This window comes from Frigoribacterium sp. PhB116 (assembly GCF_004364285.1).
Lineage (GTDB): Bacteria > Actinomycetota > Actinomycetes > Actinomycetales > Microbacteriaceae > Frigoribacterium.
Genome location: NZ_SOBE01000001.1, coordinates 466222 through 489076, shown reverse-complemented (window position 1 = coordinate 489076; position 22855 = coordinate 466222). Strand labels below are relative to the sequence as shown.

General features: G+C 74.5%; 21 protein-coding genes and 4 tRNA genes. 13 read left to right on the top strand and 12 right to left on the bottom strand.

The window, feature by feature from the left end:
* Window positions 1-24: 24 nt before the first annotated feature.
* Window positions 25-1338, bottom strand: coding sequence for an HRDC domain-containing protein (locus EDF20_RS02235; RefSeq protein WP_123545997.1), 1314 nt, complete (start codon window positions 1336-1338; stop codon window positions 25-27).
* 19 nt (window positions 1339-1357) lie between these two features.
* Complete coding sequence (locus EDF20_RS02230) at window positions 1358-1951, bottom strand: DUF3000 domain-containing protein (protein ID WP_123545995.1); 594 nt, start codon at window positions 1949-1951, stop codon at window positions 1358-1360.
* Window positions 1952-2053: 102 nt separating this feature from the next.
* Here EDF20_RS02230 and EDF20_RS02225 point away from each other — a divergent pair, with 102 nt between their 5' ends.
* Window positions 2054-3295, top strand: coding sequence for an alpha/beta hydrolase (locus EDF20_RS02225; protein ID WP_133737577.1), 1242 nt, complete (start codon window positions 2054-2056; stop codon window positions 3293-3295).
* On the opposite strand, the gene EDF20_RS02220 is transcribed toward EDF20_RS02225, so the two are convergent.
* From EDF20_RS02220 to EDF20_RS02210, 3 genes are read right to left on the bottom strand one after another with little or no spacing between them, the layout of a single operon-like run.
* On the bottom strand, window positions 3216-4031 hold the full coding sequence (locus EDF20_RS02220) for a dihydrofolate reductase family protein (RefSeq protein ID WP_133737576.1): 816 nt from the start codon (window positions 4029-4031) through the stop codon (window positions 3216-3218). The genes EDF20_RS02225 and EDF20_RS02220 overlap by 80 nt on opposite strands.
* The gene (locus EDF20_RS02215; RefSeq protein WP_133737575.1) at window positions 4028-4477 is read right to left on the bottom strand and encodes a SufE family protein; all 450 of its coding nucleotides are present in this window, start codon (window positions 4475-4477) and stop codon (window positions 4028-4030) included. The genes EDF20_RS02220 and EDF20_RS02215 overlap by 4 nt, the downstream gene beginning before the upstream one ends.
* A gap of 5 nt (window positions 4478-4482) precedes the next feature.
* Window positions 4483-5382 carry a sulfurtransferase gene (locus EDF20_RS02210; protein ID WP_123545987.1) on the bottom strand — a complete coding sequence of 300 codons (900 nt, stop codon included), beginning with the start codon at window positions 5380-5382 and terminating at the stop codon, window positions 4483-4485.
* 188 nt (window positions 5383-5570) lie between these two features.
* Between EDF20_RS02210 and zapE the strand changes: the two genes are divergently transcribed.
* Together zapE and EDF20_RS02200 are read left to right on the top strand one after the other, a co-directional pair.
* Window positions 5571-6587, top strand: a complete 1017-nt coding sequence (gene zapE, locus EDF20_RS02205; protein ID WP_133737574.1) for a cell division protein ZapE — start codon at window positions 5571-5573, stop codon at window positions 6585-6587.
* 236 nt (window positions 6588-6823) lie between these two features.
* Window positions 6824-8104, top strand: coding sequence for an ammonium transporter (locus tag EDF20_RS02200; protein ID WP_123545983.1), 1281 nt, complete (start codon window positions 6824-6826; stop codon window positions 8102-8104).
* A 369-nt stretch (window positions 8105-8473) separates the two neighbouring features.
* Here the strand turns inward: EDF20_RS02200 and EDF20_RS02195 are convergent.
* The 3 genes from EDF20_RS02195 to EDF20_RS02185 form a co-directional block, all read right to left on the bottom strand.
* Window positions 8474-8545: transfer RNA gene (locus EDF20_RS02195), tRNA-Val, on the bottom strand.
* Window positions 8546-8607: 62 nt separating this feature from the next.
* Window positions 8608-8681: transfer RNA gene (locus tag EDF20_RS02190), tRNA-Cys, on the bottom strand.
* 62 nt (window positions 8682-8743) lie between these two features.
* A tRNA-Gly gene (locus EDF20_RS02185) sits at window positions 8744-8815 on the bottom strand.
* A gap of 175 nt (window positions 8816-8990) precedes the next feature.
* Between EDF20_RS02185 and EDF20_RS02180 the strand changes: the two genes are divergently transcribed.
* The 3 genes from EDF20_RS02180 to EDF20_RS02170 all read left to right on the top strand — a co-directional run bounded on the left by EDF20_RS02180 (window position 8991) and on the right by EDF20_RS02170 (window position 10669).
* A tRNA-Val gene (locus tag EDF20_RS02180) sits at window positions 8991-9066 on the top strand.
* Between the two features lie 88 nt (window positions 9067-9154).
* Window positions 9155-10186 carry an alcohol dehydrogenase catalytic domain-containing protein gene (locus tag EDF20_RS02175; protein ID WP_133737573.1) on the top strand — a complete coding sequence of 344 codons (1032 nt, stop codon included), beginning with the start codon at window positions 9155-9157 and terminating at the stop codon, window positions 10184-10186.
* A 135-nt stretch (window positions 10187-10321) separates the two neighbouring features.
* Entirely contained in the window at window positions 10322-10669 is a 348-nt protein-coding gene (locus tag EDF20_RS02170) for a hypothetical protein (protein WP_133737572.1), read from the top strand.
* Window positions 10670-10718: 49 nt separating this feature from the next.
* Here EDF20_RS02170 and EDF20_RS02165 read toward each other — a convergent pair whose 3' ends face one another.
* Genes EDF20_RS02165 through EDF20_RS02150 form a run of 4 tightly spaced genes read right to left on the bottom strand, consistent with a single transcriptional unit; the run spans window position 10719 to window position 15041 of the window.
* The gene (locus tag EDF20_RS02165; protein ID WP_123545977.1) at window positions 10719-11567 is read right to left on the bottom strand and encodes a galactosyltransferase-related protein; all 849 of its coding nucleotides are present in this window, start codon (window positions 11565-11567) and stop codon (window positions 10719-10721) included.
* Complete coding sequence (locus EDF20_RS02160) at window positions 11564-12628, bottom strand: glycosyltransferase (RefSeq protein WP_133737571.1); 1065 nt, start codon at window positions 12626-12628, stop codon at window positions 11564-11566. The genes EDF20_RS02165 and EDF20_RS02160 overlap by 4 nt, the downstream gene beginning before the upstream one ends.
* Window positions 12625-13842: a glycosyltransferase gene (locus EDF20_RS02155; RefSeq protein WP_123545972.1), complete on the bottom strand. Its 1218-nt coding sequence runs from the start codon at window positions 13840-13842 to the stop codon at window positions 12625-12627. The genes EDF20_RS02160 and EDF20_RS02155 overlap by 4 nt, the downstream gene beginning before the upstream one ends.
* A complete protein-coding gene (locus EDF20_RS02150; protein ID WP_158614599.1) occupies window positions 13839-15041 on the bottom strand; it encodes a glycosyltransferase in 1203 nt (400 codons plus the stop codon). Before EDF20_RS02150 ends, EDF20_RS02155 begins: the two co-directional genes overlap by 4 nt.
* Window positions 15042-15293: 252 nt before the next feature.
* Between EDF20_RS02150 and EDF20_RS02145 the strand changes: the two genes are divergently transcribed.
* The 7 genes from EDF20_RS02145 to EDF20_RS02115 all read left to right on the top strand — a co-directional run bounded on the left by EDF20_RS02145 (window position 15294) and on the right by EDF20_RS02115 (window position 22851).
* Complete coding sequence (locus EDF20_RS02145; RefSeq protein ID WP_133737570.1) at window positions 15294-16226, top strand: WcbI family polysaccharide biosynthesis putative acetyltransferase; 933 nt, start codon at window positions 15294-15296, stop codon at window positions 16224-16226.
* Window positions 16223-17278 carry a hypothetical protein gene (locus EDF20_RS02140; RefSeq protein ID WP_133737569.1) on the top strand — a complete coding sequence of 352 codons (1056 nt, stop codon included), beginning with the start codon at window positions 16223-16225 and terminating at the stop codon, window positions 17276-17278. Before EDF20_RS02145 ends, EDF20_RS02140 begins: the two co-directional genes overlap by 4 nt.
* Window positions 17275-18663 (top strand): glycosyltransferase, encoded by a 1389-nt coding sequence (locus EDF20_RS02135; protein ID WP_243833337.1) that lies wholly within the window; start codon window positions 17275-17277, stop codon window positions 18661-18663. Before EDF20_RS02140 ends, EDF20_RS02135 begins: the two co-directional genes overlap by 4 nt.
* Window positions 18664-18858: 195 nt before the next feature.
* Window positions 18859-19992, top strand: a complete 1134-nt coding sequence (locus tag EDF20_RS02130) for an ABC transporter substrate-binding protein (RefSeq protein WP_133737568.1) — start codon at window positions 18859-18861, stop codon at window positions 19990-19992.
* Between the two features lie 11 nt (window positions 19993-20003).
* Window positions 20004-20912: an ABC transporter permease gene (locus EDF20_RS02125; protein ID WP_243833400.1), complete on the top strand. Its 909-nt coding sequence runs from the start codon at window positions 20004-20006 to the stop codon at window positions 20910-20912.
* Window positions 20909-21772, top strand: coding sequence for an ABC transporter permease subunit (locus EDF20_RS02120; RefSeq protein WP_133737566.1), 864 nt, complete (start codon window positions 20909-20911; stop codon window positions 21770-21772). Before EDF20_RS02125 ends, EDF20_RS02120 begins: the two co-directional genes overlap by 4 nt.
* A complete protein-coding gene (locus tag EDF20_RS02115) occupies window positions 21769-22851 on the top strand; it encodes an ABC transporter ATP-binding protein (protein ID WP_133737565.1) in 1083 nt (360 codons plus the stop codon). The genes EDF20_RS02120 and EDF20_RS02115 overlap by 4 nt, the downstream gene beginning before the upstream one ends.
* Window positions 22852-22855 lie beyond the last annotated feature (4 nt).

Here is a 22855-nt window from a genome sequence, read left to right as displayed (position 1 = left end):
GCCGGGAGAATCCTTGGCGGATTGCTACGAAGCGTCGGCGGGGTCGCTCTCGGGTTCTTGGTGGGCGTCGACAAAGGCCTCGGCCAGCCGCTCGGCGACTGCGTCGACCTGCCACGGGCGGGCGCCGAGCTCGACGAGGGCCGCCGCCAGCGTCTCGGTGTCGAACGGGATCGGCGGCTCCCAGCAGAGGCGCCGCAGCAGCTCGGGCGTGAGCAGGTTCTCGACGGGCAGGTCGAGTCCCTCGGCGATCTCGGCCACCGCGGGGCGTGCGTGCCGGAGGCGCGCGTCGGCCATCGGGTTCTTGTCGGCCCAGCTGCGGGGAGGCGGCAGGGTGTCGCCCGCCGGCCCGCGGGAGGAGGGCAGGTCACGGGTCGCCATGCCGCGCTCGATCGCGGCCCACCAGCGGTCGAGCTCGCTGCGGCTGGCGCGACCGACGAACTCCTTGACGCCGGCGAGGGCGCGTTTGTCGGCGGGCTGCGCCTTCGTCGCGGCGACGAGCGACTGGTCGGGCACGAGCCGGCCGGCGGCCGTGTCGACCTGGCGGGCGTAGTCGTCCCGGGCCTGCCAGAGCTCGCGGGCGACGGCCAGCGAGCGGGCGCCGCGGACGGTGTGCAGGCCGGTCAGGCGCCGCCAGGGCTCGGCCTTGGCCGGCTTCGCCTCACGAGCCACCGTCGCCGCGAACTCCTGGCGCGCGATGTCGAGCTTTCCGTCGCGCTCGAGCAGCTCGGCCATGGCGTCGCGGAGGTCGACGAGGAGCTCGACGTCGAGGGCGGCGTAGACGAGCCAGCTCTGCGGCAGGGGCCGCGTCGACCAGTCGGCGGCCGAGTGCTCCTTGGCGAGGTGCACCCCGAGCAGCTGCTCGACCACGGCGCCGAGGCCGACCTTGGGCAGGCCCGCCAGACGGGCGCCGAGCTCGGTGTCGAAGACGAGGTCGGGGTCGAGCCCGACCTCGCGCAGGCACGCGAGGTCCTGGCTCGCGGCGTGCAGCACCCACTCCTCGTGGCCGATGACGGCCTGCAGCTCGTCGAACGAGCCGATGGCCGGGGGGTCGAAGAGGAACACGCCGCTGCCCCGGCGGAACACCTGGATGAGGTAGGCGCGCTGCGAGTACCGGTAGCCGGAGGCGCGCTCGGCGTCGATCGAGACCGGTCCGTGCCCCGCGGCGATCGCCTCCACGGCCTCGAGGTAGGCCTCGCGGTCCGCGATGACGTGCACCTCGCCGTGCACGGAGTCGGCGGTCGCGGCGCGCGGGACGATCGTCTCCGGGACGACCGTGACGGCGGGGGAGGAGGGCGACGACTCGTCGACCGGGGATGACTCGGGTGTGGGGGCGCTCATGTCTCCGTCGTTCCGGGGGTCAGTCGCGGCCGACGCGACGCGACGCGAGGAGCGTGACGCCCTCGACGGTCGGCGGCAGGCCCGCGAGGGTGCAGATCAGCTCGCTCCACGCCGCGACGTGGGGGGCGAGGTCGGTGCTGGTGGGGGTCCACGAGGCGCGCAGCTCGAGCTGCGCCCCGTCGCCCTGGGCGGCGAGCTCGCCGTAGCCGGACGAGAGCACCTTCGTGGCGGTGCCCGAGGCGGAGTGCCGGGAGGCGCCTCCTGCGTCGAGCGAGTCGACCAGCCAGGACCACGCGACGTCCGCGACGAAGGGGTCGAGGGCGAGGTCGGTCTCGAGCGGGGCCTGCGCGAAGCAGACGACGCGGAAGACGCCGCCCCACGCCTCGGGCGCGCTCTCGTCGTACAGCAGGACGAAGCGCCCGGTGCCGAGCTCGGCGTCGGCCCGCCCGGACGCGCCCACCACGTCGCCGGCGAGGGCGAGGGCGTGCGGGGCGAGGCCGCCGGGAGCAGGGATCTCGGACACGGCGAGGTCGTCGCGCGAGAGGGCCTCGCGGACGGCGGCCGACGCGGCGGCGAACGCGGCCGGGACCGGCGGCGAGGAGGTGTCGGACACCTCAGCAGACTAGGCTCCCACTCGGCTCACAGCCGAGCGGCACGCCGCAGGTGCCCCCGCGCACGTGCCCCGTAGCTCCGCCCCGCCCGCCCGGAGGTCTCGATGTCCCGTCGCCCACGCACACGCCCTCGCCGCACGCCGGCGGCCGTCGCCGGCCTCGTCGTGTCCGTCTCCCTCGGCGGCACCGTGGTCGCGGCGTCGCTCGCCCTGGCGGTGGGCGCCGTCACGATGGCGCGGAAGGTCGTCACGCCGGCGCGGCGCCGCCCTGACGACGTCCGGGTGCTCGGGCACGACCCGGCGGCAGCGACGGTGACCCTCGCGGCGAACGCCGACACGCGCCTGCCCGGCCGCTACAGCTTCTGGTTCGACCACGGGAGGGGGCACGCCCGCCTCGGCGAGGTCGTGCGGGAGGAGCGGGGCCGCGTCGTGCGCCGTGTCGAGGCCGTCGACGAAGGCGACCTGGCCACGGCGCGGGCCGGACGGATCGGCGGCTGGCTGTGGCGGTCGCCGCGCGACGCCGGGCTGACGGTCGAGGACGTCGAGGTCGGGACCCCGGTCGGGCCGGCGCCGGCCTGGCTCGTGCCCGGTCCGGACGGCACGGAGGGGCCCTGGATGATCGGCGTGCACGGGCGCGGCGTGACGCGGGCCGAGACCGTGCGCGCAGCGCCGGTCTTCCACCGGGAGGGGCTGACCTCCTTGCTCGTGTCGTACCGCAACGACACCGAGGCACCCCGGTCGGCCGACGGCCGGTACGCGCTCGGCGACGCGGAGTGGACCGACGTCGAGGCCGCGATGAGCTGGGCCGTCGACCACGGCGCGACGTCGATCGTGCTGATGGGCTGGTCGATGGGCGGCGCCACCGTGCTGCAGGCGGTGACCCGGGCCGAGCACCGCGACCGCGTGGTCGGCGTCGTGCTCGAGTCGCCCGTGGTCGACTGGCGCACCACCCTCCGCTACCAGGGGACGGCCATGCGCGTGCCGCGGGTCGTGCAGGAGCTGGCGATGCGCCTCCTGCAGTCCCCTCGGGCGTCACGGCTGAGCGGCCGGGCCGAGCCCCTGGACCTCGATCGTCTCGACCTGGTGGAGCGGGCCGGCGAGCTGCGCGTCCCCGTGCTGGTGCTGCACAGCGACGACGACGGCTTCGTGCCGTCGACGGCCTCGCACGCCCTCGCCGCCGCCCGGCCCGACATCGTGCAGCTCGAGGTGTTCGAGGTCGCCCGGCACACGAAGATCTGGAACTACGACCCCGAGCGCTTCGAGGCGGTCATCGCCGAGTGGCTGGGCCGTCTGCCACGAGCCAGCGTGCGTACAGGGCGCTCTGGTCGTCCATCATCAGCTGGCTGAGCGAGAGCCGCGACGGGTCGAAGCGCTCCCGGCCGAAGACGGGCAGCCCGCTCCCGATGACGACGGGCGAGGTGGAGAGGCAGAGCTCGTCCACGAGGCCGTCGTGCAGCAGCTGCCCGGCCAGCGAGGGGCCGCCCTCGCAGACGAGCGAGCGCAGGCCGTGGCCGCGGAGGCGGTCGACCAGGGTTGCGGGAGCGACCACGCCGTGGTCGTCGTCGACGACGAGGACGGTCGCCCGGGCTGCGACGTCGACGCCGAGGGTCTCCGTGACGCGATCGACCGCCGCGGCGGGGCAGACGACGACGACACGGTCGGCGCGGTCGGGGTCCATCCGGTGTCCGCTGAGGTCGCCGCTGGCCGTGAGCACGACGAGCTGGGCGGACCGGGGCACCCGGTAGCCCTCGGCGCGGACGCTCGCGGCGCCCACGAGCACCCCGTCGGCGAGGTCGCGGATCGCGGCCAGCACGGCGCGGTCGTCCGCGTTGCTCAGCGTGTCGGACGTGCCGTCCTCGCCCGCCGCGTCGCCGCTGACGGCTGCGATCAGGTTGAGGCGCAGCCAGTCGGCCGCAGGAGGCGCGTAGAGCTCGCGCAGACGCGCCCGCCCCTCGTCGGTTCCTGCCTCGACGACCGTGCCTGCCTCGACGACAGGGTCCGCCCCGACGACACGGTCCGCCTCGACGAGCGTGCCGGTGCCCGCACCCCGCGCAGGAGCCGGGTGCAGCACCCGCAGGGTCACGCCGCCGACTTCTCTCGGACCTGGCGCTTGGCGCGGGCGAGCAGCGCCGTCATGCCCCGCACTCGGAGCGGGCTGACCGCCACGCCGAGGCCGATCGTCTGCGGGTAGTCGTCGGGGACGTCCTCGAGCACCTCGCGCACCGACAGGCCGCTCAGCCCCTGGGCGAGGATCGACGCGAAGCCGCGTGTCGTCGGCGCCTCGCGAGGAGCCGTCGCGTGCATCGTCACGACGTCGTCGGACACCTCGACGAAGATGAACACGGGCGACTGGCACTCCTCCACGCGCTCGAGCAGGTCGGGGTGGCCCTCGTACTCGGGGGGCAGCGACGGCAGCTCGTCCGAGAACTCGAGCAGCAGCTGCAGCCGGTCCTTCACGTCGAGGGCGAGGAAGTCCTCGCGGGTCTCCGCCAGGACGCGGGGGAGCGCCCCGGGCTCGGAGGCCGACACCGCGCTCAGCGCCCCGGGACCGTGCCGGGCTCGACGCCCTGCACGATCGGCACGCGCACGGCGCTGCCCCACTCGGTCCACGAGCCGTCGTAGTTGCGGACGTTCTCGAACCCCATCAGGTGGTGCAGCACGAACCACGTGTGGCTCGACCGCTCGCCGATGCGGCAGTACGCCACGACGTCGTCGCCGTCGGAGAGGCCGGCGCCGTCGCGGTAGATCGCGTCGAGCTCGCCAAGGCTGCGGAAGCGGCCGTCCTCGGCCGCCGCCTTGCCCCACGGCACGTTCTGGGCCGACGGGATGTGGCCGGCGCGCAGCGCGCCCTCCTCGGGGTAGGCCGGCGCGGTGGTGCGCTCACCCGAGTACTCCTCGGGGGAGCGGACGTCGATCAGCGGCGAGCCGAGGTGCGCGAGCACGTCGTCCTTGTAGGCGCGGATGCGGCTGTCGTCCCGCTCGACGACGGGGTAGTCGGTGGCGACCGGCTCGGGTGCGTCGGTCGTGTACCCACGGCCCTCCGCCTCCCACGCGGCTCGTCCGCCGTCGAGCAGGCGTACGTCGTCGTGGCCGAAGAGGGAGAAGACCCACAGGGCGTAGGCGGCCCACCAGTTGTTCTTGTCGCCGTAGATCACGACGGTGCTGTCGCGGGAGATGCCGCTGCGCGACATCAGTGCGGCGAACGCCTCGCCGTCGACGTAGTCGCGCTGCACGGGGTCGTTGAGGTCGAGGTGCCAGTCGATCTTGACGGCGCCCGCGATGTGGCCGGTGTCCCAGAGCAACACGTCCTCGTCGGACTCGACGACCACGAGGCCGGGCGTGCCCAGGTTCTGCTGCAGCCAGTCGGTGCTGACGAGGCGCTCGGGGTGGGCGTACTCGCTGAACCGTGCGGACGTGTCGTGCTCGACGACCATTGCTGTACCTCCTGGGTCGGCCCCGAGGGGCTGGGCGGTGTCGTGGGGGCGGCGGATAGGATCGCCGCGCGGCCCCGTCGAGGCTACGCACCCTCGGTGTGCCCCGGCCGGGTCCCTCTGACTCTGACACAGATCGCGTCCCGGACATTCCCGCGGGCGCCCGTCCCGACGCCTGCGAGGTCGCACCGATGCCCACCGATCCCCTCCGCAGCGTCGTGTCGCTCGTCGACCGGGCACCGACCATCACGGGCGCCGAGATCGTGGCCGAGCTCGTGCCGCCGCGGCAGTTCGCCGAGGCCTCGCTCGAGAACTACCGGCCCGACGACGCGTTCCCCTCCCAGGCCGAGGCGGTCGAGGCCGTCGCCTCCTTCTGGGCCGCCGCCGAGCGCCCGGCCCGGCGCGGGCTGTTCCGACGTCGTCCGGAGACGCAGGAGGCGCCTCCCGGCCTCTACCTCGACGGCGGCTTCGGCGTCGGCAAGACGCACCTGCTGGCCGCGGCGTACAACCGCGCGGCAGGCCGGCGCTACTTCGGCACCTTCATCGAGTACACGGCCCTCGTCGGCGCGGTCGGCTACGCAGGGGCGGCGAAGCAGCTCGAGGGCGCGGCGCTCGTCTGCATCGACGAGTTCGAGCTGGACGACCCGGGCGACACGATGATGATGACCCGCCTGCTCGGCGACCTCGCGGACGCGGGCACCCGCATCGCGGCGACCTCGAACACGCCGCCCGGCGCACTCGGCGAGGGGCGCTTCGCCGCGGCGGACTTCCTCCGCGAGATCCAGGGGCTCTCCGACCGGTTCCGCACCCTCCGCATCGACGGGAACGACTACCGGCGCCGCGAGGTCGAGGCACGGGCGCACGTCGTGGACGACCTGGACGCGGCCGTCGCCGCGGTCGCGGGCACCGCCTCCCTCGACGACTTCGGGGCTGCCGTGCAGCACCTGTCGACGGTGCACCCCAGCCGCTACGTCAAGCTCATCGGCGGCCTCGACGCCGTCGGGCTGCGCGACGTGACGCCGCTCACGAGCCAGACCGACGCCCTGCGCTTCGTCGCCTTCGTCGACCGCCTCTACGACGCGCAGGTGCGCGTGCTCGCGACCGGGACCCCCCTCGACGAGGTGTTCAGCGACGAGATGCTCGCCGGCGGCTACCGCAAGAAGTACCTGCGCGCGACGTCGCGGCTCGTCGCGCTGACCTCCTCCTAGACCTCTCCGAGCAGTTCCGGGGCGTCGTCCCGGCTGCCGGGGAGCCTCGGGAAACGCGTTGTTCACACGGGGCCGGATCCTGTTACATCGCCGAAACACGGGTGCACACGGTCCGAAACGAGGCGCCGCGACACTGGGGACCGCACCGCCCGAGCCCCGTGCTCACAGCCCGCTCACCCTCGCGGACGGGTCGGGACCGGTGCGCCCCTGGCTCCCGAACTCGAGAGGTACCACCCATGGATCAAGGCAACACCGCGTTCATGCTGATCTGCGCAGCACTCGTGCTGCTCATGACGCCCGGACTGGCGTTCTTCTACGGCGGCCTCGTCAAGGCCAAGAGCGTCATCAGCATGATGATGCTCAGCTTCGGTGCGATGGGCCTGATCGGCGTCCTCTGGGTGCTCTACGGCTACGCGATCGCGTTCGGCAACCCGACCTCGATCCCCGGCGGCTCCGACGCCTTCGTCGGCATCCAGGGCTGGTTCGGCATCGACACCGCGTCGCTCGGCCTCGACAGCGCCTTCCAGGACAGCCTCGCCCCGGCCGGCGACTACCCGACGATCGCTTTCGCCGCCTTCCAGGCGACCTTCGCGATCATCACCGTCGCCCTCATCTCCGGCGCCATCGCGGACCGCGCCAAGTTCGGCGCGTGGATGATCTTCGCCGGCGTCTGGGCCACGGTCGTCTACTTCCCCGTCGCGAGCTGGGTCTTCAACTTCACCACGGACGACGACGGCAACGTGGTCGGCGGCTGGATCGCCGCCATGGGCGTCATCGACTTCGCCGGCGGCACGGCCGTCCACATCAACGCCGGTGCTGCGGCGCTCGCCCTGGCGCTGGTGCTCGGCAAGCGCGTCGGCTTCGCCAAGGGCGCCGACAAGCCGCACAACCCGCCCTTCGTGCTGCTGGGCGCCGGGCTCCTCTGGTTCGGCTGGTTCGGCTTCAACGCCGGCTCGGAGCTCGCTGCCGACGGCGTCGCCGCCCTCGCGTTCCTCAACACCATCGCCGCCCCCGCCGCTGCCGTCCTCGGCTGGCTCGTCGTCGAGAAGCTCAAGGACGGCAAGGCCACGTCGGTCGGCGCCGCTTCGGGCGCCGTCGCCGGACTCGTCGCCATCACCCCGGCCTGCGCCGCGCTGACGCCCGGCTGGGCGGTCGTGCTCGGCGTCGTCGCCGGCGCCGTCTGCGCCCTCGCCATCGACCTCAAGTTCAAGCTCGGCTTCGACGACTCGCTCGACGTCGTGGGCATCCACCTCGTCGGCGGTCTGCTCGGGACGCTCTACCTGGGCATCTTCGCGAACGAGACCGGCCTGATCTTCTCCGGCACCTTCACGCAGCTCGGCATCCAGGCGCTCTCGGCCGTGGCCGTCATGCTCTACTCGTTCGTGCTCGCCTTCGTCATCGGCTTCGTGATCGAGAAGACCATCGGCTTCCGCGTCAAGAACGAGGACGAGGTGGCCGGCATCGACCTCGCCCTGCACGGCGAGGAGGGCTACGTGCTCGAGAACGCGCGCGCCTAGCGCTCGGCCTCACCGCACCTCCCCGGCGGCCCCGGTCCTCGCGACCGGGGCCGTCCTGTGCGCTCTGAGGGCGTCGCGCTGGTCCTGCGGCCTCTGCGGCCGCTCGTGCTGTCGCCGGGCCTGCTGCGCGCCGCTCGTGGTGTCCCCGACGGGCCGCGCGCACGCGCGGGGGGCTGCACCCGCCGAACCCGCGCGGACCACGGAGCGCCGCGGAGCATGGTGTGCGCGGATCTCAGGGGTCCAGCAACCGAGGAGGCGTGGGCCGGGCACGCGGGGGAGTCTCGGACAGCGTGGGCCGGGTCGGCGAACGACACGAGCCCGAGTCCGGGAACGACGAAGGCCCCCGATCTCTCGGGGGCCTTCTCTGTGTGAGCGATACTGGGATCGAACCAGCGACCTCTTCCGTGTCAGGGAAGCGCGCTACCGCTGCGCCAATCGCTCATGCTTGTTCAGTTGTCATCGTCTCGGGAGACGAATCGATCATAGACCCAGAGGATGATCCATGGAGGTGGAGACGGGATTTGAACCCGCGTGAACGGCTTTGCAGGCCGGTGCCTCGCCTCTCGGCCACTCCACCAGATGAGATACTCCCAGAGGGAGCCACCATCGGTGGACTCCCTCTGGTGAGCTTTACACTCGAGCGGATGACGAGATTCGAACTCGCGACCCTCACCTTGGCAAGGTGATGCGCTACCACTGCGCCACATCCGCACTTCGTTCTGCATTCCTGCGAACAAGAAGAACACTACCCAGACCCTGGACAGAAAACAAATCGAGAGATGTTCGTGTCTTGGTCGCCTCCTCGACGCCTCGCCGGAGGCGCAGCCGGCCTCCTCGAATGGCGCCCGGGTCACAAGATCCACTAGTATCGACGAGTCCCGATCAGGGGCGATTGGCGCAGTTGGTAGCGCGCTTCCTTCACACGGAAGAGGTCATCGGTTCGAGTCCGGTATCGCCCACCACGAGTCTGAACGACCACGAGCCCCGGCCCGCCAGCCGGGGCTCTCGTCATGCCCGGGCGCCGTCACCCGACGGTGCCAGGATCGGGGGATGCGCGCCGTCCAGTACGACCACTTCGGGTCCGTCCCGTCCATCGTCGAGCTCCCAGATCCCGTGCCCCCGGCTGACGGTGTCGTCGTCAGGGTCGCCGCGACCGGCGTCTGCCGCAGCGACTGGCACGCCTGGAAGGGACACGACGACTCGGTCCGGCTGCCGCACGTCCCCGGGCACGAGTTCGCCGGCGTGGTCGCGGCCGTGGGCCCGGACGTCGCCCGGGTCTCGGTCGGGGACCGCGTGACCGCTCCCTTCGTCTTCGCGTGCGGCACGTGCGACGAGTGCCGCGCGGGCGCCACGCAGGTGTGCACGCGTCAAGAGCAGCCCGGCTTCACCCTTGCTGGCTCCTGGGCCGAGTCCGTGGTCGTGCCGCACGCCGACGTCAACGTGATCGCCCTGCCGGACGCCGTCGGGTTCGCGGCGGCCGCCGCGCTCGGCTGCCGTTTCGGGACCGCCTACCACGCGCTCCACGACCGGGCCCGGGTCCGATCGGGCGAGCAGGTCGCCGTCTTCGGCTGCGGTGGGGTCGGCCTCTCGGCGATCGCGGTGGCCGTCGCCGCCGGTGCCCGCGTCGTCGCCGTCGACGTCTCGCCCGCGGCCCTCGAGCGGGCGGCCGCCCTCGGTGCCGACGTCGTCCCGATGGACGAGCAGGCCGTCGACGCTGTCCGTAGCCTCACCGGAGGCGGTGCGCACGTCGCCCTCGACGCCTACGGCAGCCGCGCCACGTCCGCCGCCTCGGTCCGCTCGCTCCGGCCCAGGGGGCGGCACGTCCAGGTCGGGCTCCTCCTCCACGACGAGGCCGCCCCCGTCATCCCGATGGGCAGGGTCATCGCCGACGAGCTCGAGCTGCTGGGCAGCCACGGCATCTCGGTCGGGGAGTACGCCGCGATGATCGCCGACGTCGTCACGGGCCGGCTGCGGCCCGCGGAGTCGATCGGCCTGACGATCGGCTTCGATGACCTCCCCGGCGCCCTGGCCGCCATGGAGCGTCCGGCGACCACCGCCGGGATGACGGTCGCCGTCTTCTGACGACTCGGAACTGAGCGGCCTCTCGGGCGCACGCCGGGACGGCCTCCTCGGGGACCTCGCCTCGGGACCAGGGCAAGATGGACGGACAGGGCTCGCCGGCAGGACGAGCCGACGCCGACCCAGGAGGAGACCGCGGTGCCGCGACTGGCGATGGACGAGCTCACGGGCTGGATCGACGAGTTCCACTCGTCCGAGCAAGTCGACGCCGCCGCACCGCAGGCCGTGGACACGTCGTGGGACGAGACGACGGTCGACACCGGGCTCGTCGTCCTGCGTCTCGAGACGTCCGGGACCGAGGTGTACCTGCGCCGCAAGATCGGTGGGTCGCCCGAGTGGACGGTCACGTTCGAGGCCCGCGAGCACGCCGCCGAGGCGACGTCAGCGCAGGTCACGGCCCTGGCGGCCGAGGTGAGCGCCGTCGCACGGCTCTGTTCGTTCCTCAGCGAGCGCACCGCCGAGCACGCCCGGCTCCGGTCGGGATGACCGAGGGCCGTCTCCCGCGCCGAGCGGAGAGGCGAGGTGCGCAGACCGCTCAGGCCGTGACGCGCTCCCAGCCGCCGTCCTCGGCGACGCGCACCGCGCCTCCTTCGCGGAACGCCTCGAGCCAGCCGCCCATCGGCCACTCGCCCCACCGCTCGGCGAACCGCCGGCCGTTGCGGAGGATGTCGTCGAGGTGCTGCCAGGGCGGCGCCGTCGTGGGGTGCCACTGGTGGTACGCGTGCGCGCCGCCGACCCAGACGAGCGGGAGGCCGAGCGACCGGGCGGTGAAGGCGAAGTCGGTGTCCTCGCCGCCGTAGCCCTCGTAGCCGGGCTCGAAGCCGCCCGTCCGCGCCCAGGTGTCGGCGGCGAGGGCGAACGAGAGCGACCAGAACAGCGCGTACTGGTCGTGCCCCGCGACGACGGTCTCGCCGGCCTCGGGCGAGGGGCGCGCCGCGTGCGGCCGCGTCGCGGCGTCGAGCGAGTGGTCGTCGAGGCCGACGTGGCCCTCGGGCAGGTACGTGACCGGGCCGCAGAGCAGCGCGTCGGGGTGCGCCGACGCGGCGGCCTCGTACCGCACGACCAAGTCGGGGCCGGGAACGCAGTCCGCGTCGAGGAACACCACGAGCGAGGCACCGAGGGCGATCGCCTGCTCGGCACCTGCGTTCCTGCCGGCCGCGAGGCGCAGGCCGTCGGGTCCCGGCGGCACGTGCAGCACGTGGGCCTCGGCCAGCTCGGGGAGCGCGGGCGCCGGCGTCTCGTCGAGCCAGACGACGACGTGGGGCACCGACGGCCGGAGGCGCGCCAGGGCCTCGCGCTGCGGCAGGAGGTGGTCGAGACGGGCGGCCGAGCAGAGCGTGACCGCGACCGTCGAGCCGGTCGGCGCGGGCTGCCGCCCCGTCACCGGGCGACCTCGGAGATCACCGCGGCCGCTCGGGCAGCGGCGCCGTCCACCTGCCAGAGCGACCAGTCGGGAGCGAGCGCGCACGCCCGGTCGAGCAGCTCGGGCCACGCGTCCGGCGCGGGCCAGCCGTGGTCGGCACGGCCGTGATCGGGCACGACGGCGAGCCCGCGCTCGGCGAGGAGGCGCCCCGTCGTCCGCTGCTCGTCGAACGGGCGGTCCTGGGGGACGACGACGGCGCGGGCGCCGGCGGCCGCGAGATCGGCGACGCTGTTCTGGCCGGCGGCCGAGACGACGACCTCGGCTCGGCGGAGGAGAGGCCACGGGTCGTCGACCCAGCTGTCGGCCGAGGCGCCGAGCAGGGACCAGCGCCAGGCAGGCGTGGCCCTCGAGGCCTCGGCGACGCGCTGCGCGAGCCCCTCGCGACCCTCCGCGCCCCCGCCGGCCAGCACCAGGACGGTGCCGGGGGCCGGTGAGCCGGGGCCGTCGACCCGGCCGTCGTGCCGGGAGATCCCGCCCACGAACCGGACCCTGTCCCGGACGCGGTCGAGAGCGGACGAGACGTGCAGCCCCTCCGCCCAGGGCGCGAGGACACGGTCAGCCGCGTCCCAGCCGAGGGCGTGCGGAGCGTCCGAGCGGTCGCCGGGCTGGGCGACGACGACGGGCGGCACCCCGAGCAGGCGGACGAGCAGCGTGACCTCGACGGAGACGTCGACGACGAACGCCCGGGGCCGGGCGTGCGCGATCCAGGCCGCGACGGCGGCGAGGCGCCCGGCGTGGCCGTCGTGGTGCAGCGGCGCCCAGTGCAGCATGCCGCGCACCGTCGGGTCGGTGCCCGACTCGGGGTCGCCGGGGGCCCGGGTCGTGCCGTCGGGCGCGACCACGTCGTGGTCGTCCCGCGGGAGCTGCAGCCAGGTCGTGGCCTCGGGCAGGACGGCCGGTGCAGCGAGGGAGCTGAAGACGACCACGTCGGCCTCGAGGTGCGGCCGCACCGCCAGCAGCCGCGTCAGGTGGCCGGCACCGTGGTGGTGCACATACCAGCCGACGAGGGGACGCGCGGTCACGCGACGGCCTCGGGGGCGAGCAGGGCCCTGGCCCTCCCGGCACCGGTGAGGTGGCCCGCGACCAGAGCCTCGTGCACCTCCTCGACCACCTCGGCACGGCGGTGCAACGAGAAGCGTGCCACCGCGTCGGCCCGCACCCTGCGGCGGAAGCCCGGCGTCGTCGAGGCCTCCGCGGCGAGCCCGGCCACGAGGTGCGCGAGCCCGGCCACGTCGTCCCGCGGGACGAGACCTGCCCCGATGCTCGAGCCGACGACCTCGGGGACGCCGCCGGTCGCGAAGGAGGCGACGGGCGTGCCGGTCGACAACGCCTCCGCGATGACGAGCCCGAACGGCTCCTCCCAGCAGGGCGTGACGAGGGCGCAGGCCGACCGGCCGACGAGGTCGGCGAGCTCGGGCTGCCGCAGCGGCCCCACGTGCTCGGCGTCCGCCCCCAGCAGGGGCACGACCATCGACTCGTGGTAGTCGACGTCCCCGACCCGCCCGGCCAGCACGATGCGTCGGCCGGCGAGGCGCGCGGCCTCGATCGCGAGGTGCGGCCCCTTCTCGGGCACGATCCGCCCGGTCCAGACCAGGTCGTCGCCGCCGGGGCCGAGGGGCCAGAGGTCCGTGTCCACCGCGTTGGGCAGCACGCGCGCCTCGACGCCCTCGGCTCGCCAGACGGCCGCCGTGTGCTCGCTCACGGCGAGGAACGCGCTGCGCGGCTCGACGCCGGCCCGGTGGTGCTCGAGCAGGTCGGGCAGCGTCGGGGTGTGCAGGGTCGAGACGACGGGCACGCCGAGCTCGCCGGCCCGCGAGAGCACGTGGCCGCTGAGTGAGTGGTTCTCGACGACGTCGATCTGGTCGGCGTGGTCGCGGATCCAGTCCAGGGCGCGGTGGAGCGCCGGCACGGCCACGTCCAGGTAGCCGGCGGGGTAGGTCGAGTCGGTGGCGTCGGCCGGGTCGTCCCAGTGCACGGCGGGAAGGGCGAACTCGGGGGGCCCGCCGAGCAGGTGGTCGCTGCCCTCGACCGCGCAGAGCAGCACCTGGTGGCCACGGGAACGGAGGACGCGCACCTGGTGCCACACGCTCGACTCCAGGCCGCCCGCGTGGGGCTCGGCGATCGGGTAGCGCAGAGGAGCCACGACGACGATGCGGCGCGGGCGCGCGGCCGTGCGCGCTGGCTCGACGAGCCCGGTCGACGAGGAGGCGGCGCCCGTCCCGGACACGGCCGTCACGAGACCAGCTCCGAGGGCCGGGCGGAGGAGGTGGGCTCGGTGGCACCGGACGCGTGACGGGCCGCGGCCGTGACGACGGCGCGCTCGTACGCCGCGAGGTGCGCCTGCGCGATCTCGCCCCGCTGGGCCCGTCGCTGCTCGCGGCGCTCCGCCACGAGGGCCCGTCGGGCCGCTGAGCCGGGCCGGGTGGGAGCGTCGCCGCGCGCCCGCAGGAGCGAGGAGACGGCGGCCGCCAGCTGGCCGGCGTCGCCGGCGTCGAAGGACGCGGTGTCCACGGCGGCGGGGTGCTGGTCGGCGACGTGGCCCACCCGCGGTGCTGCGACGGGCACGCCCAGGTCCCAGCTCAGCTCGACCCAGCCGGAGTGCGTCCCGTGCGAGTACGGCAGCACGACGACGTCGAGGTCGGCCAGCGCCTCCGCCAGCTCGTCGTCGTCGAGCCGCGGGTGGACCGCGAGCGAGACGTCGAGATGACCCGGCGCGTCGGCGACGAGGGCCCGCACCTCGGCGAGCGCCGCCGCGTCGCGGACGCGCTCGTTGACGTCGACCCGCACGGCGACGGGCCGACCGTCCTCGGCCAGCAGCCCGGCGGCCGCGATCAGGGTCGCGACGGAGCCCGGTCCGTCGACGTTGGGGCGCAGGTCGCGCAGGCTGACGCCGACGACGACCTCGTCGTGCGCGGCGCCGGTCGGGGCTGCCGAGTCGAGGGGAAGGAGGTGCGGGTGCGGCACGACGACGGGCCGGCGCCCGAAGGTGCGCTCGACCTCGTCGGCGGCTCCCTCCGTCAGGGTGAGCACCTCGTCGGCCTCGGTGACGAGCAGGCCCAGGTGGGCGCGGTGCGGCGCCTGGTCCACCAGCTGCGGGTTCACGAGGTCGTGCACGGTGTGGACGATCGGCAGCCGTGCGGCACGGGCGGCGTCGACGACGCGGCGGAGGTGCTCGAGGTCGTACGACTCGGTGCCGAAGTGCACGTGCAGCACGTCGACCTGGGCGGCGTGCTCGGCGATCCAGCCGGCGTCGAGCACGACGGGCGGCCACCAGCGGGCGGGCTCCGAGGGGTCGGGCAGCGGGTCGGCGAGACGGACGACGACCCGCGCGACGGCGGAGTCGTCGACCGGCTCGAGGTGGCGGACGTAGGGGTGGCCGGCGGGCACGGACGCGACGCGCAGGGCGTCGCGGGCGGGCGGCGGGGTGTCGATCATCGGGCCTCCTCGGCTCAGTCGGGGCGCGACGGTCGGGCAGACCGTCGGGAGGTGAGCCGGGGCGACTCGGGGACCCTGGGGAGACCGGGGGCCCGGTTCGCGTCGAGGGAGGGGCCGATGGGAGCGGCCTTCCTGCACCATAGCCGGAGAAGGGCCTGTGTGCCCGGTGACGCAGAGTGGCCCTCACGGGGCGCCATCCAGCACGATGGGGTCGTCGCGTCTGCCACCTGCGGGACGCCACGGAGAGGCACCATGACCCAGCACACCCCGGCCGTCGACGGCCGCACCCGGCACTACGGGCATTTCTACGGTCTCGGCGAGCCCGAGGGCGACGGTCCCGTCGCCGTCGTGATCGGCAACTGCCAGGCCGAGTCGCTCCGGGTCGCTCTCGACGGGGGCGGCCTCCGCACCGTCCGGACACCTGCTGTTCACGAGCTCGTCACCGCCGACCTGCCGCACCTGGACCGCTGGCTGGCCCGCGCCTCCGTGCTGGTCTCCCAGCCGGTGCGCGACGACTACCACGACCTCCCGCTCGGCACGCGGCAGCTGACCGGCCGGCTCGGCCCCGGGGCACGCGTCGTCGCCGTGCCCGTCGTCCGCTTCGCGGGCCTCTACCCGACGTCGGCGATCGTCCGGCCGCCGCACGACCCGTCGCTGGTGCCGCCGCTGGTCGACTACCACGACCTCGTCGTGCTGGCCGAGGCGGCCGCCCGGCGTGACGGCACGACGACCCCGGTCCCACGGCTGGACGCAGAGTCGGTCCGGTCGGTCGCCGCGCTCTCGCTGCACGAGCTGCGGAAGCGCGAGGAGGCGCACGACGCGGTGGTCGCGTCCGACCTGTTCGACGACCCGTCGTTCGCGCAGATGCGCACCCTCAACCACCCGGGCAACCCCGTGTGGACGGCGCTCGCGTCCCGTGTCCGCGATCGCCTGGGGCTGTCCGAGCACGTCGTCGACCCCGGACGGCAGCTGCTCGACAGCGTCCACGCGCCGCGGCTGCAGGCGGTCGTCGACGCCTTCGGGCTCGACGACGAGGCCACCGACCACTGGATCGTCGAGGGCACCCGGGTGCCCCGCGAGGAGGTCCGGGAGGCGCACCTCCGGTGGTACGAGCGCGAGCCGCAGGTCGTCGACGCCGGCCTCGCCCGCCACGCCGACTCCTTGGCGCTGCTGGGGCTCGCGTGAGCGCCGACGACCGCGCCGCGCCGCACCCGGAGGCACCTGCCCTCGTCGTGACCGACGACCCGCAGCACGGCGTGACCGTCCTCGCCCGGCGCGTCGCCGACGCGGTCGCCCGCCGCACGGGTCGGGACCTCGCGGTCTCGCCGTCCGACCTGACCGGGCCCAGGCCGCCCGCCTCGGCCCACCTGCACTTCACCGACCGGCTGTGGGCGACGTCGCCCGAGGACGCCGCGGACCGCCTCGTCGACCTCGCCGGCCGGGTCGCCCTGACGGTCACGCTGCACGACCTGCCCCAGCCGTCCGACGGCGAGCGCAACCTCGTCCGGCGCGGCGACTGCTACCGGCGCGTGGTCGAGGCCGTGGCGGGCACGGTCGTCAACAGCGAGCACGAGGCGCTGCTGCTCGCCGAGCACACGACCGACGGGGTGCGACCCGGCATCGTCCCGCTCCCCGTGGACCTCGCCCCGCCGCCGACCGGACGGCCCGCGGCCGACGGCACCGCCGCCGTCATCGGCTTCGTCTACCCCGGCAAGGGCCACGCGGAGCTCGTCGACGCCGTCGCCCGGCTCCAGGCCCGCGGGGACGACGCGGCAGGGTCGCTCCGCGTCACCGCGCTCGGCCGTGCCAGCGCGGGGCACGAGGCCGAGACCGACCAGCTCGTGTCGGACGCCGCCTCCCACGGGGTCGTCCTCGACGTGACCGGGTACCTCGACGACGCGGTGCTCCTCGACCGCTGCCGCCGCGCCTCCGTGCCGGTCGCCGTGCACCGACACGTCTCGGCGTCGGGCTCGATCGCGACCTGGATCGGCGCCGGGCGACGCCCGATCGTGCCCGACACGCGGTACTCCCGCGAGATGGCGGCGCTCCGGCCCGGCACCCTCAGCCTGATCGACGACGATCCCGACGCCCTCGCCGAGGCCGTCGCGCGGGCCGTCGCCGACCCGGACTCCACCTGGCTGGCTCCCGACGCCTGGACAGCGCCCGACATCGACGACGTCGCGGCGGCGTACCTCGCGTGGTGGGGCGGCCGCGAGCGAGCGGGGGCGACGCCGTGACCGACGAGCGACGAGACGAGGAGGCGCCCGCCCGTGCCCTGAGGGAGCCCAGGGGAGTGCCGGGCAACCGCTGGGACCTGCTCGACGGCCTCGTGCCCGACCCGCTGCCGACCGTCTCCGTGGTCGTGGCCCACTACCGCCAGCAGGCCGAGCTGGACCGGACCCTCGCCGCCCTCGCGCGTCAGGACCACCCGGCCGAGCTGCTCGAGGTCGTCGTTGTCGACGACGGCTCGCCCGAGGCGCCCCGCGTGCCCGACGGCGTCCGGCTGGTGGTCCAGGCCGACGAAGGCTTCCGGCTCTCCGCGGCGCGCAACCTCGGGGTGCGCTCGTCGACGGGCGAGGTGCTCTGCTTCCTCGACGCCGACACGGCGCCCGAGCCCGGCTGGGTGACGGCCATGTCGAGGCTGCCCGCCCTCGCGCCGGAGGCCGTCGTCGTCGGCACGAGGCGCCACGCCGACTTCGGCGGCGTCGCCGTCGACGCCCCTGTCGAGCAGGAGGGGCCACGGCACGAGCTGCCCGCCCCGCGCTGGCTCGACGACGCCTACCGCGCCAGCCGCGACCTGCTCGACTCCGACGACCGCTCGTACCGGCACGTCATCGGCGCCGTGCTCGCGTGCTCCCGTTCGTTCCTCGAGACCGTCGGCGGCTTCGACGAGGACTTCACGACCTACGGCGGAGAGGACTGGGAGTGGGCCTGGCGTGCCTGGCGCGGGGGCGCGCTGCTCGCCCACGAACCGGCTGCCGTCGCCTGGCACGACGGCCCGGACTGGGCCGGCCGCCACTCGGTCGACCGCCAGCGGCAGAAGAACGGCGAGACGCTCGTGCTCAGCGGGCTCGTCCCCGTCGAGGGATCGCGGCCGCGAGGGCTGCGCGGGGCGACCCCCGACGTGCTGGTGCGGCTCGCCGCGGCGCCCTCGGCGGGCACCGCCTGGCTCTGCGTCGACACCGTCCTGGCCGCGCTGCCCGGCTCCGTCGTCGTGGTGCCCGACGAGCACCTGTCCGTCTTCGCCGCCGACGCGCGGGTCGTCGGCGCCTCGGACGAGGTGGCCGCCAAGGCGACGCGCACGGCGCGGGTGACCGTCGACCTGCCGGCCCCGGTGCGCGTCCGCGACGCTGCCCCCCTGCTCGAGGCGGTCTCCTCAGTGGGCGTCGGGGCCCTCGGCACCGTCGAGGTCACGGAAGGCTCGACGGGCGACGGGCAGGACGGCGCACCGGACGAAGGAGGCGGCACCTCCGTCCTGCGCATCCGCTCGAGCCGCGCCGAGGCCCGCGCCCGGCTCCACGACACCGAGGAGTTCTTCGAGACCCGCCGCGTCGCCGCGACCTGGTGCGAGCGCGTCGAGGGCGAGCCGTCGCTCGCCGCCTACCTGGGCGGCTGGGACTGAGTCGGGGCGGGCGATCCCGGGGCGGGCACGCCCGACGGCCGAGGGCCCGCGCGCCATCGACCGTTCACCCGCGCTCCACCCGGCGCCCCCCGGACCGACGCCGGGCCTCCCTACCGTGCACGCAGGCCGACCGACGCCCCTCCGCGAGCTGATCCCCAGACGCGACCGGCGGCCGAGCACCAGGAGGACCCACCCGTGATCGACAAGCGACACCTCGCCGCCGCCGCCGCCCTCGGCGCCCTCGCCCTCGGCCTGACCGGCTGCTCGGCCTCCGCCGACGCGTCCGACACGGCAGGCGCCTCCGGCACCGACGCCGCCACCGCGACCAGCGCCGCCGACCTGGGCGGCATGGACGCCCTCGTCGCCGCCGCCGAGGCGGAGGGCGAGCTCAACGTCATCGCCCTGCCCGACACCTGGGCCAACTACGGGAAGATCATCGACGCCTTCGAGGCCGAGTACGACATCACGGTCAACTCGGACAGCCCCGACGTGTCGAGCGCCGAGGAGATCACCGCGGCGCAGAACCTGGCGGGGCAGGACGGCGCCCCCGACGTCTTCGACCTCGGCTCGGCCGTCGCGCTGGCGAACACCGACCAGTTCGCGCCCTACAAGGTGACGACGTGGGACGACATCGCCGACGACCACAAGGACGCCGACGGCACCTGGGTCTACGACTACACGGGCCTGATGTCGGTCGGCTACGACGCGGACGCCGTCCCCGAGCCCACCAGCCTCGACGACCTGCTCGGCGACGACTACAAGGGGAAGATCGCGATCAACGGCGACCCGACCCAGGCGGGCGCCGCCGCGGCCGCCGTCCAGTGGGCCGCCCTGCAGGACGGCGGCAGCGCCGACGACGTCCAGCCGGGCATCGACTTCTTCGGTCAGCTGGCCGACGCCGGCAACTTCCTGCCGACCGACCCGACCCCGGCGACGATCGCCTCGGGCGAGACGCCGGTCGTCTTCGACTGGAGCTACAACAACCTCGCCGCCGCGGCCGACGCGGGCGGCCGTGACTGGAAGACCGCCGTGCTGCCCGGCACGGCCCTCGCCAGCTACTACAACCAGGCGATCAACGTCGACGCGCCGCACCCGGCCGCCGCGCGCCTGTGGCAGGAATTCATCATGGGCGACACGGCGCAGAACCTGTACCTCGCCGCCGGCGCCTACCCCGTCCGCCTGGCCGCGATGGTCGAGGCCGGCACGGTCGACCAGGACGCCCTGGACGCCGTCGGCGAGCAGCCCGAGGACACCGTGCAGCTGACGAGCGAGCAGACCGAGGCCGCCTCGGCCCTGCTCGCGCAGTCGTGGGCCGCGGCGATCGGCTGATCGTGACCACCCTGGCGGAGACCGTCCCCCAGGCCTCCGTCACCCCGGACGGCGTCGTGCCCACGAGGGCCCGGCGCCGTCCCGCGGCGTGGTGGGGGCTCACGCCGTTCGTGCTGTACGTCCTGGCGTTCCTCCTGCTGCCGTGCCTGCTCGCGCTCGGCACAGGCCTCGTCGACGGCGACGGCCGGCCCACGCTGTCGAACCTGACGGCGCTCGGCGACCCCGTCGTGCTCCGCACCTTCGCCAGCTCGTTCCTCGTCTCGGGCGTGACGGCCGTCGGGGGAGCGGTCGTCGGCGCCGTCGTCTGCTGGGGCCTCACCGCCCTGCGCCCCGACGGGCTGGTCCGCAGCCTCGTGGACGGCGCCGCCAGCGTGCTCGCCCAGTTCGGCGGCGTGATGCTCGCCTTCGCGTTCACCGCGACGATCGGCATCCAGGGCGTCGTCACGCAGCTGCTCCTGACGCGAGCGGGCGTCGACATCTTCGCGGGCGGGGCGTGGATCTACGAGGTACCCGGTCTCCTGCTGCCCTACCTGTACTTCCAGGTGCCGCTGATGGTCATCACCTTCATGCCCGCGGTCACCGGCCTCGCGCCCCAGTGGCAGGAGGCGGTCGCCACCCTGGGCGGGACGTCCCGCCAGCACCTGCTGCGCGTCGTCGTCCCGGTGCTGGCGCCCGCCTTCGCCGGCAGCCTGCTCCTCCTCTTCGCCAACGCGTTCTCGTCCTACGCGACCGCCGCGGCCCTGATCAGCCAGGGCTCGCAGATCGTGCCGCTGCAGATCCGCGCCGCCCTCGTCAGCGAGACCGTGCTCGGTCGCGAGAACGTGGCCGGCGTGCTCGCCTTCGGGATGGTGCTCGTGATGGTCGTGCTCATGGTCGGCTACTCCCTGTTGCAGCGCCGCACCGACCGGTGGACGCGATGAGCGCGGTCGGCCGCCGCACGACCCGCGGCAGCGGCCCCGGCGCCGCCTCGCCCGCCGCCCGTCGCGCGGCCCTCGTCGTCATCGGCCTCGTCTTCGCCGTGCCGATCGCCGCCATGGTCGCGTTCTCGCTGCGGAGCGCCGACGGCACCGGCCACGACCTCGGCCACTGGCTCGCCCTGGCCGACCCGGAGAACGGCCGCGCCTACCGGAACCTCGTCGAGGGCGTGACGAACAGCCTCGTGCTCGCGGTCGTGACCGCCGTGCTCGTCCTCGTGATGCTCGTGCCCGCGATGGTGCTGGTCCACCTGCGGTACCCGCGGCTGTCGCGCGTGCTCGAGTTCGTCTGCCTGGTGCCGATCACGGTCCCGGCGATCGTGCTCGTCGTCGGGCTCGCGCCGGTCTACTCGGTCGTGGCGCGCCTCCTCGGCTCGGGGGCCTGGACCCTCGCCCTCGCCTACGGGGTGACCGTCTTGCCCTACGCCTACCGGGCCGTGCAGTCGGACCTCGCGGCGACCGACCTCCGGACCCTGACCGAGGCGTCGCGGACGCTCGGCTCGAGCTGGCTCTCGACCCTCGTGCTGGTCGTCGTGCCGAGCCTGCGTCGCGGGCTGCTCGCCGCAGGGTTCATCACCGTCGCCGTCGTGCTCGGCGAGTACACGATCTCGTCGCTGCTGAACCGCGTCACCCTGCAGACCTCGCTCGTCCAGATCAGCCGCAGCGACCCGTTCGCCGCCGTGATCGTCGCCCTGCTCGCACTCGCCTTCGCGTTCGTGCTGCTCGTCGTGATGGGCCGGGTCGGCTCCGTCGGCACGGCGCGTCCCGCCGTCTCCTCCTCCACCTCCCGGAAGGCCCTCTCGTGACCGCCACCCTGCCCGAGCGGCCCGCCGCCGCCTCCTCGACGACGACCGGCGCCGCCGGCGCGACCGTCGCCTTCCGGTCCGTGGTCAAGGAGTACGCCGGCCACCGCGCTCTGACCGGTCTCGACCTCGACCTGGGTGCCGGCGAGCTGGTCGCCCTGCTCGGGCCGTCTGGCTGCGGCAAGACGACGGCGCTGCGCAGCCTCGCGGGGCTCGAGGCCGTGACGAGCGGGACCGTCTCGATCGACGGCCGTGACGTCGTCGGCGTCCCGACGCACCGGCGCGACGTCGGGATGGTGTTCCAGACGTACTCGCTGTTCCCGCACCTCACGGTCCAGCAGAACGTCGAGTTCGGCCTTCGGATGCGACGCGTGGCCCGGGCCGAGCGGGCACGGCGGGCTGCTGAGATGCTCGACCTGGTCGGGCTCGGCGACCTCGGCTCCCGGTACGCGCACCAGCTGTCGGGCGGCCAGCAGCAGCGCGTCGCGCTCGCCCGCGCCCTCGTCACGCGGCCGCGCGTGCTGCTGCTCGACGAGCCGCTGAGCGCCCTCGACGCGAAGGTGCGCGTCCAGCTCCGCGACGAGATCCGCCGGATCCAGCGTGAGCTGTCGATCACGACGCTGTTCGTCACCCACGACCAGGAGGAGGCGCTGGCGGTCGCCGACCGCGTGGCGGTCATGCGCGCCGGCGGCATCGAGCAGATCGGTGCCCCCGAGGAGCTCTACGCGACGCCGGCGACGCAGTTCGTCGCCGAGTTCGTCGGGACGAGCAACCGGCTTCGCTCGGAGGTCGTCTCGGGGCGGGTCCGGCTGCCCGGGGGAGAGGTGCCGGCCGTCGGCGTCTGCGCGGACGGCCCGGTCTGGGCCTACGTCCGGCCGGAGGACGTGGTCTTCGCCGACCGGGGCCTCGCCGGCACGGTCGAGCAGGTGTCGTTCCGCGGGGCCACCGTGCGCACCGTCGTGCGGACGGCGGGCGACGTGCTGATCACCCTCGACCACCGGGCCGACCGGCGTCGCGCCGTGGGCGACGGCGTCTGCCTCGCGATCACGGCACAGGCGGTCGCCGTCGCGGCGATCGACTGACGCG

Bases quoted from the DNA above. Each gene is read 5' to 3' on its own strand.
- EDF20_RS02150 (WP_158614599.1), bottom strand. From the start codon at position 15,041: ATGATCGACACCCCGCCGCCCGCCCGCGACGCCCTGCGCGTCGCGTCC.
- EDF20_RS02120 (WP_133737566.1), top strand. From the start codon at position 20,909: ATGAGCGCGGTCGGCCGCCGCACGACCCGCGGCAGCGGCCCCGGCGCC.
- EDF20_RS02200 (WP_123545983.1), top strand. From the start codon at position 6,824: ATGGATCAAGGCAACACCGCGTTCATGCTGATCTGCGCAGCACTCGTG.
- EDF20_RS02235 (WP_123545997.1), bottom strand. From the start codon at position 1,338: ATGAGCGCCCCCACACCCGAGTCATCCCCGGTCGACGAGTCGTCGCCC.
- EDF20_RS02175 (WP_133737573.1), top strand. From the start codon at position 9,155: ATGCGCGCCGTCCAGTACGACCACTTCGGGTCCGTCCCGTCCATCGTC.
- zapE (WP_133737574.1), top strand. From the start codon at position 5,571: ATGCCCACCGATCCCCTCCGCAGCGTCGTGTCGCTCGTCGACCGGGCA.
- EDF20_RS02145 (WP_133737570.1), top strand. From the start codon at position 15,294: ATGACCCAGCACACCCCGGCCGTCGACGGCCGCACCCGGCACTACGGG.
- EDF20_RS02225 (WP_133737577.1), top strand. From the start codon at position 2,054: ATGTCCCGTCGCCCACGCACACGCCCTCGCCGCACGCCGGCGGCCGTC.
- EDF20_RS02210 (WP_123545987.1), bottom strand. From the start codon at position 5,382: ATGGTCGTCGAGCACGACACGTCCGCACGGTTCAGCGAGTACGCCCAC.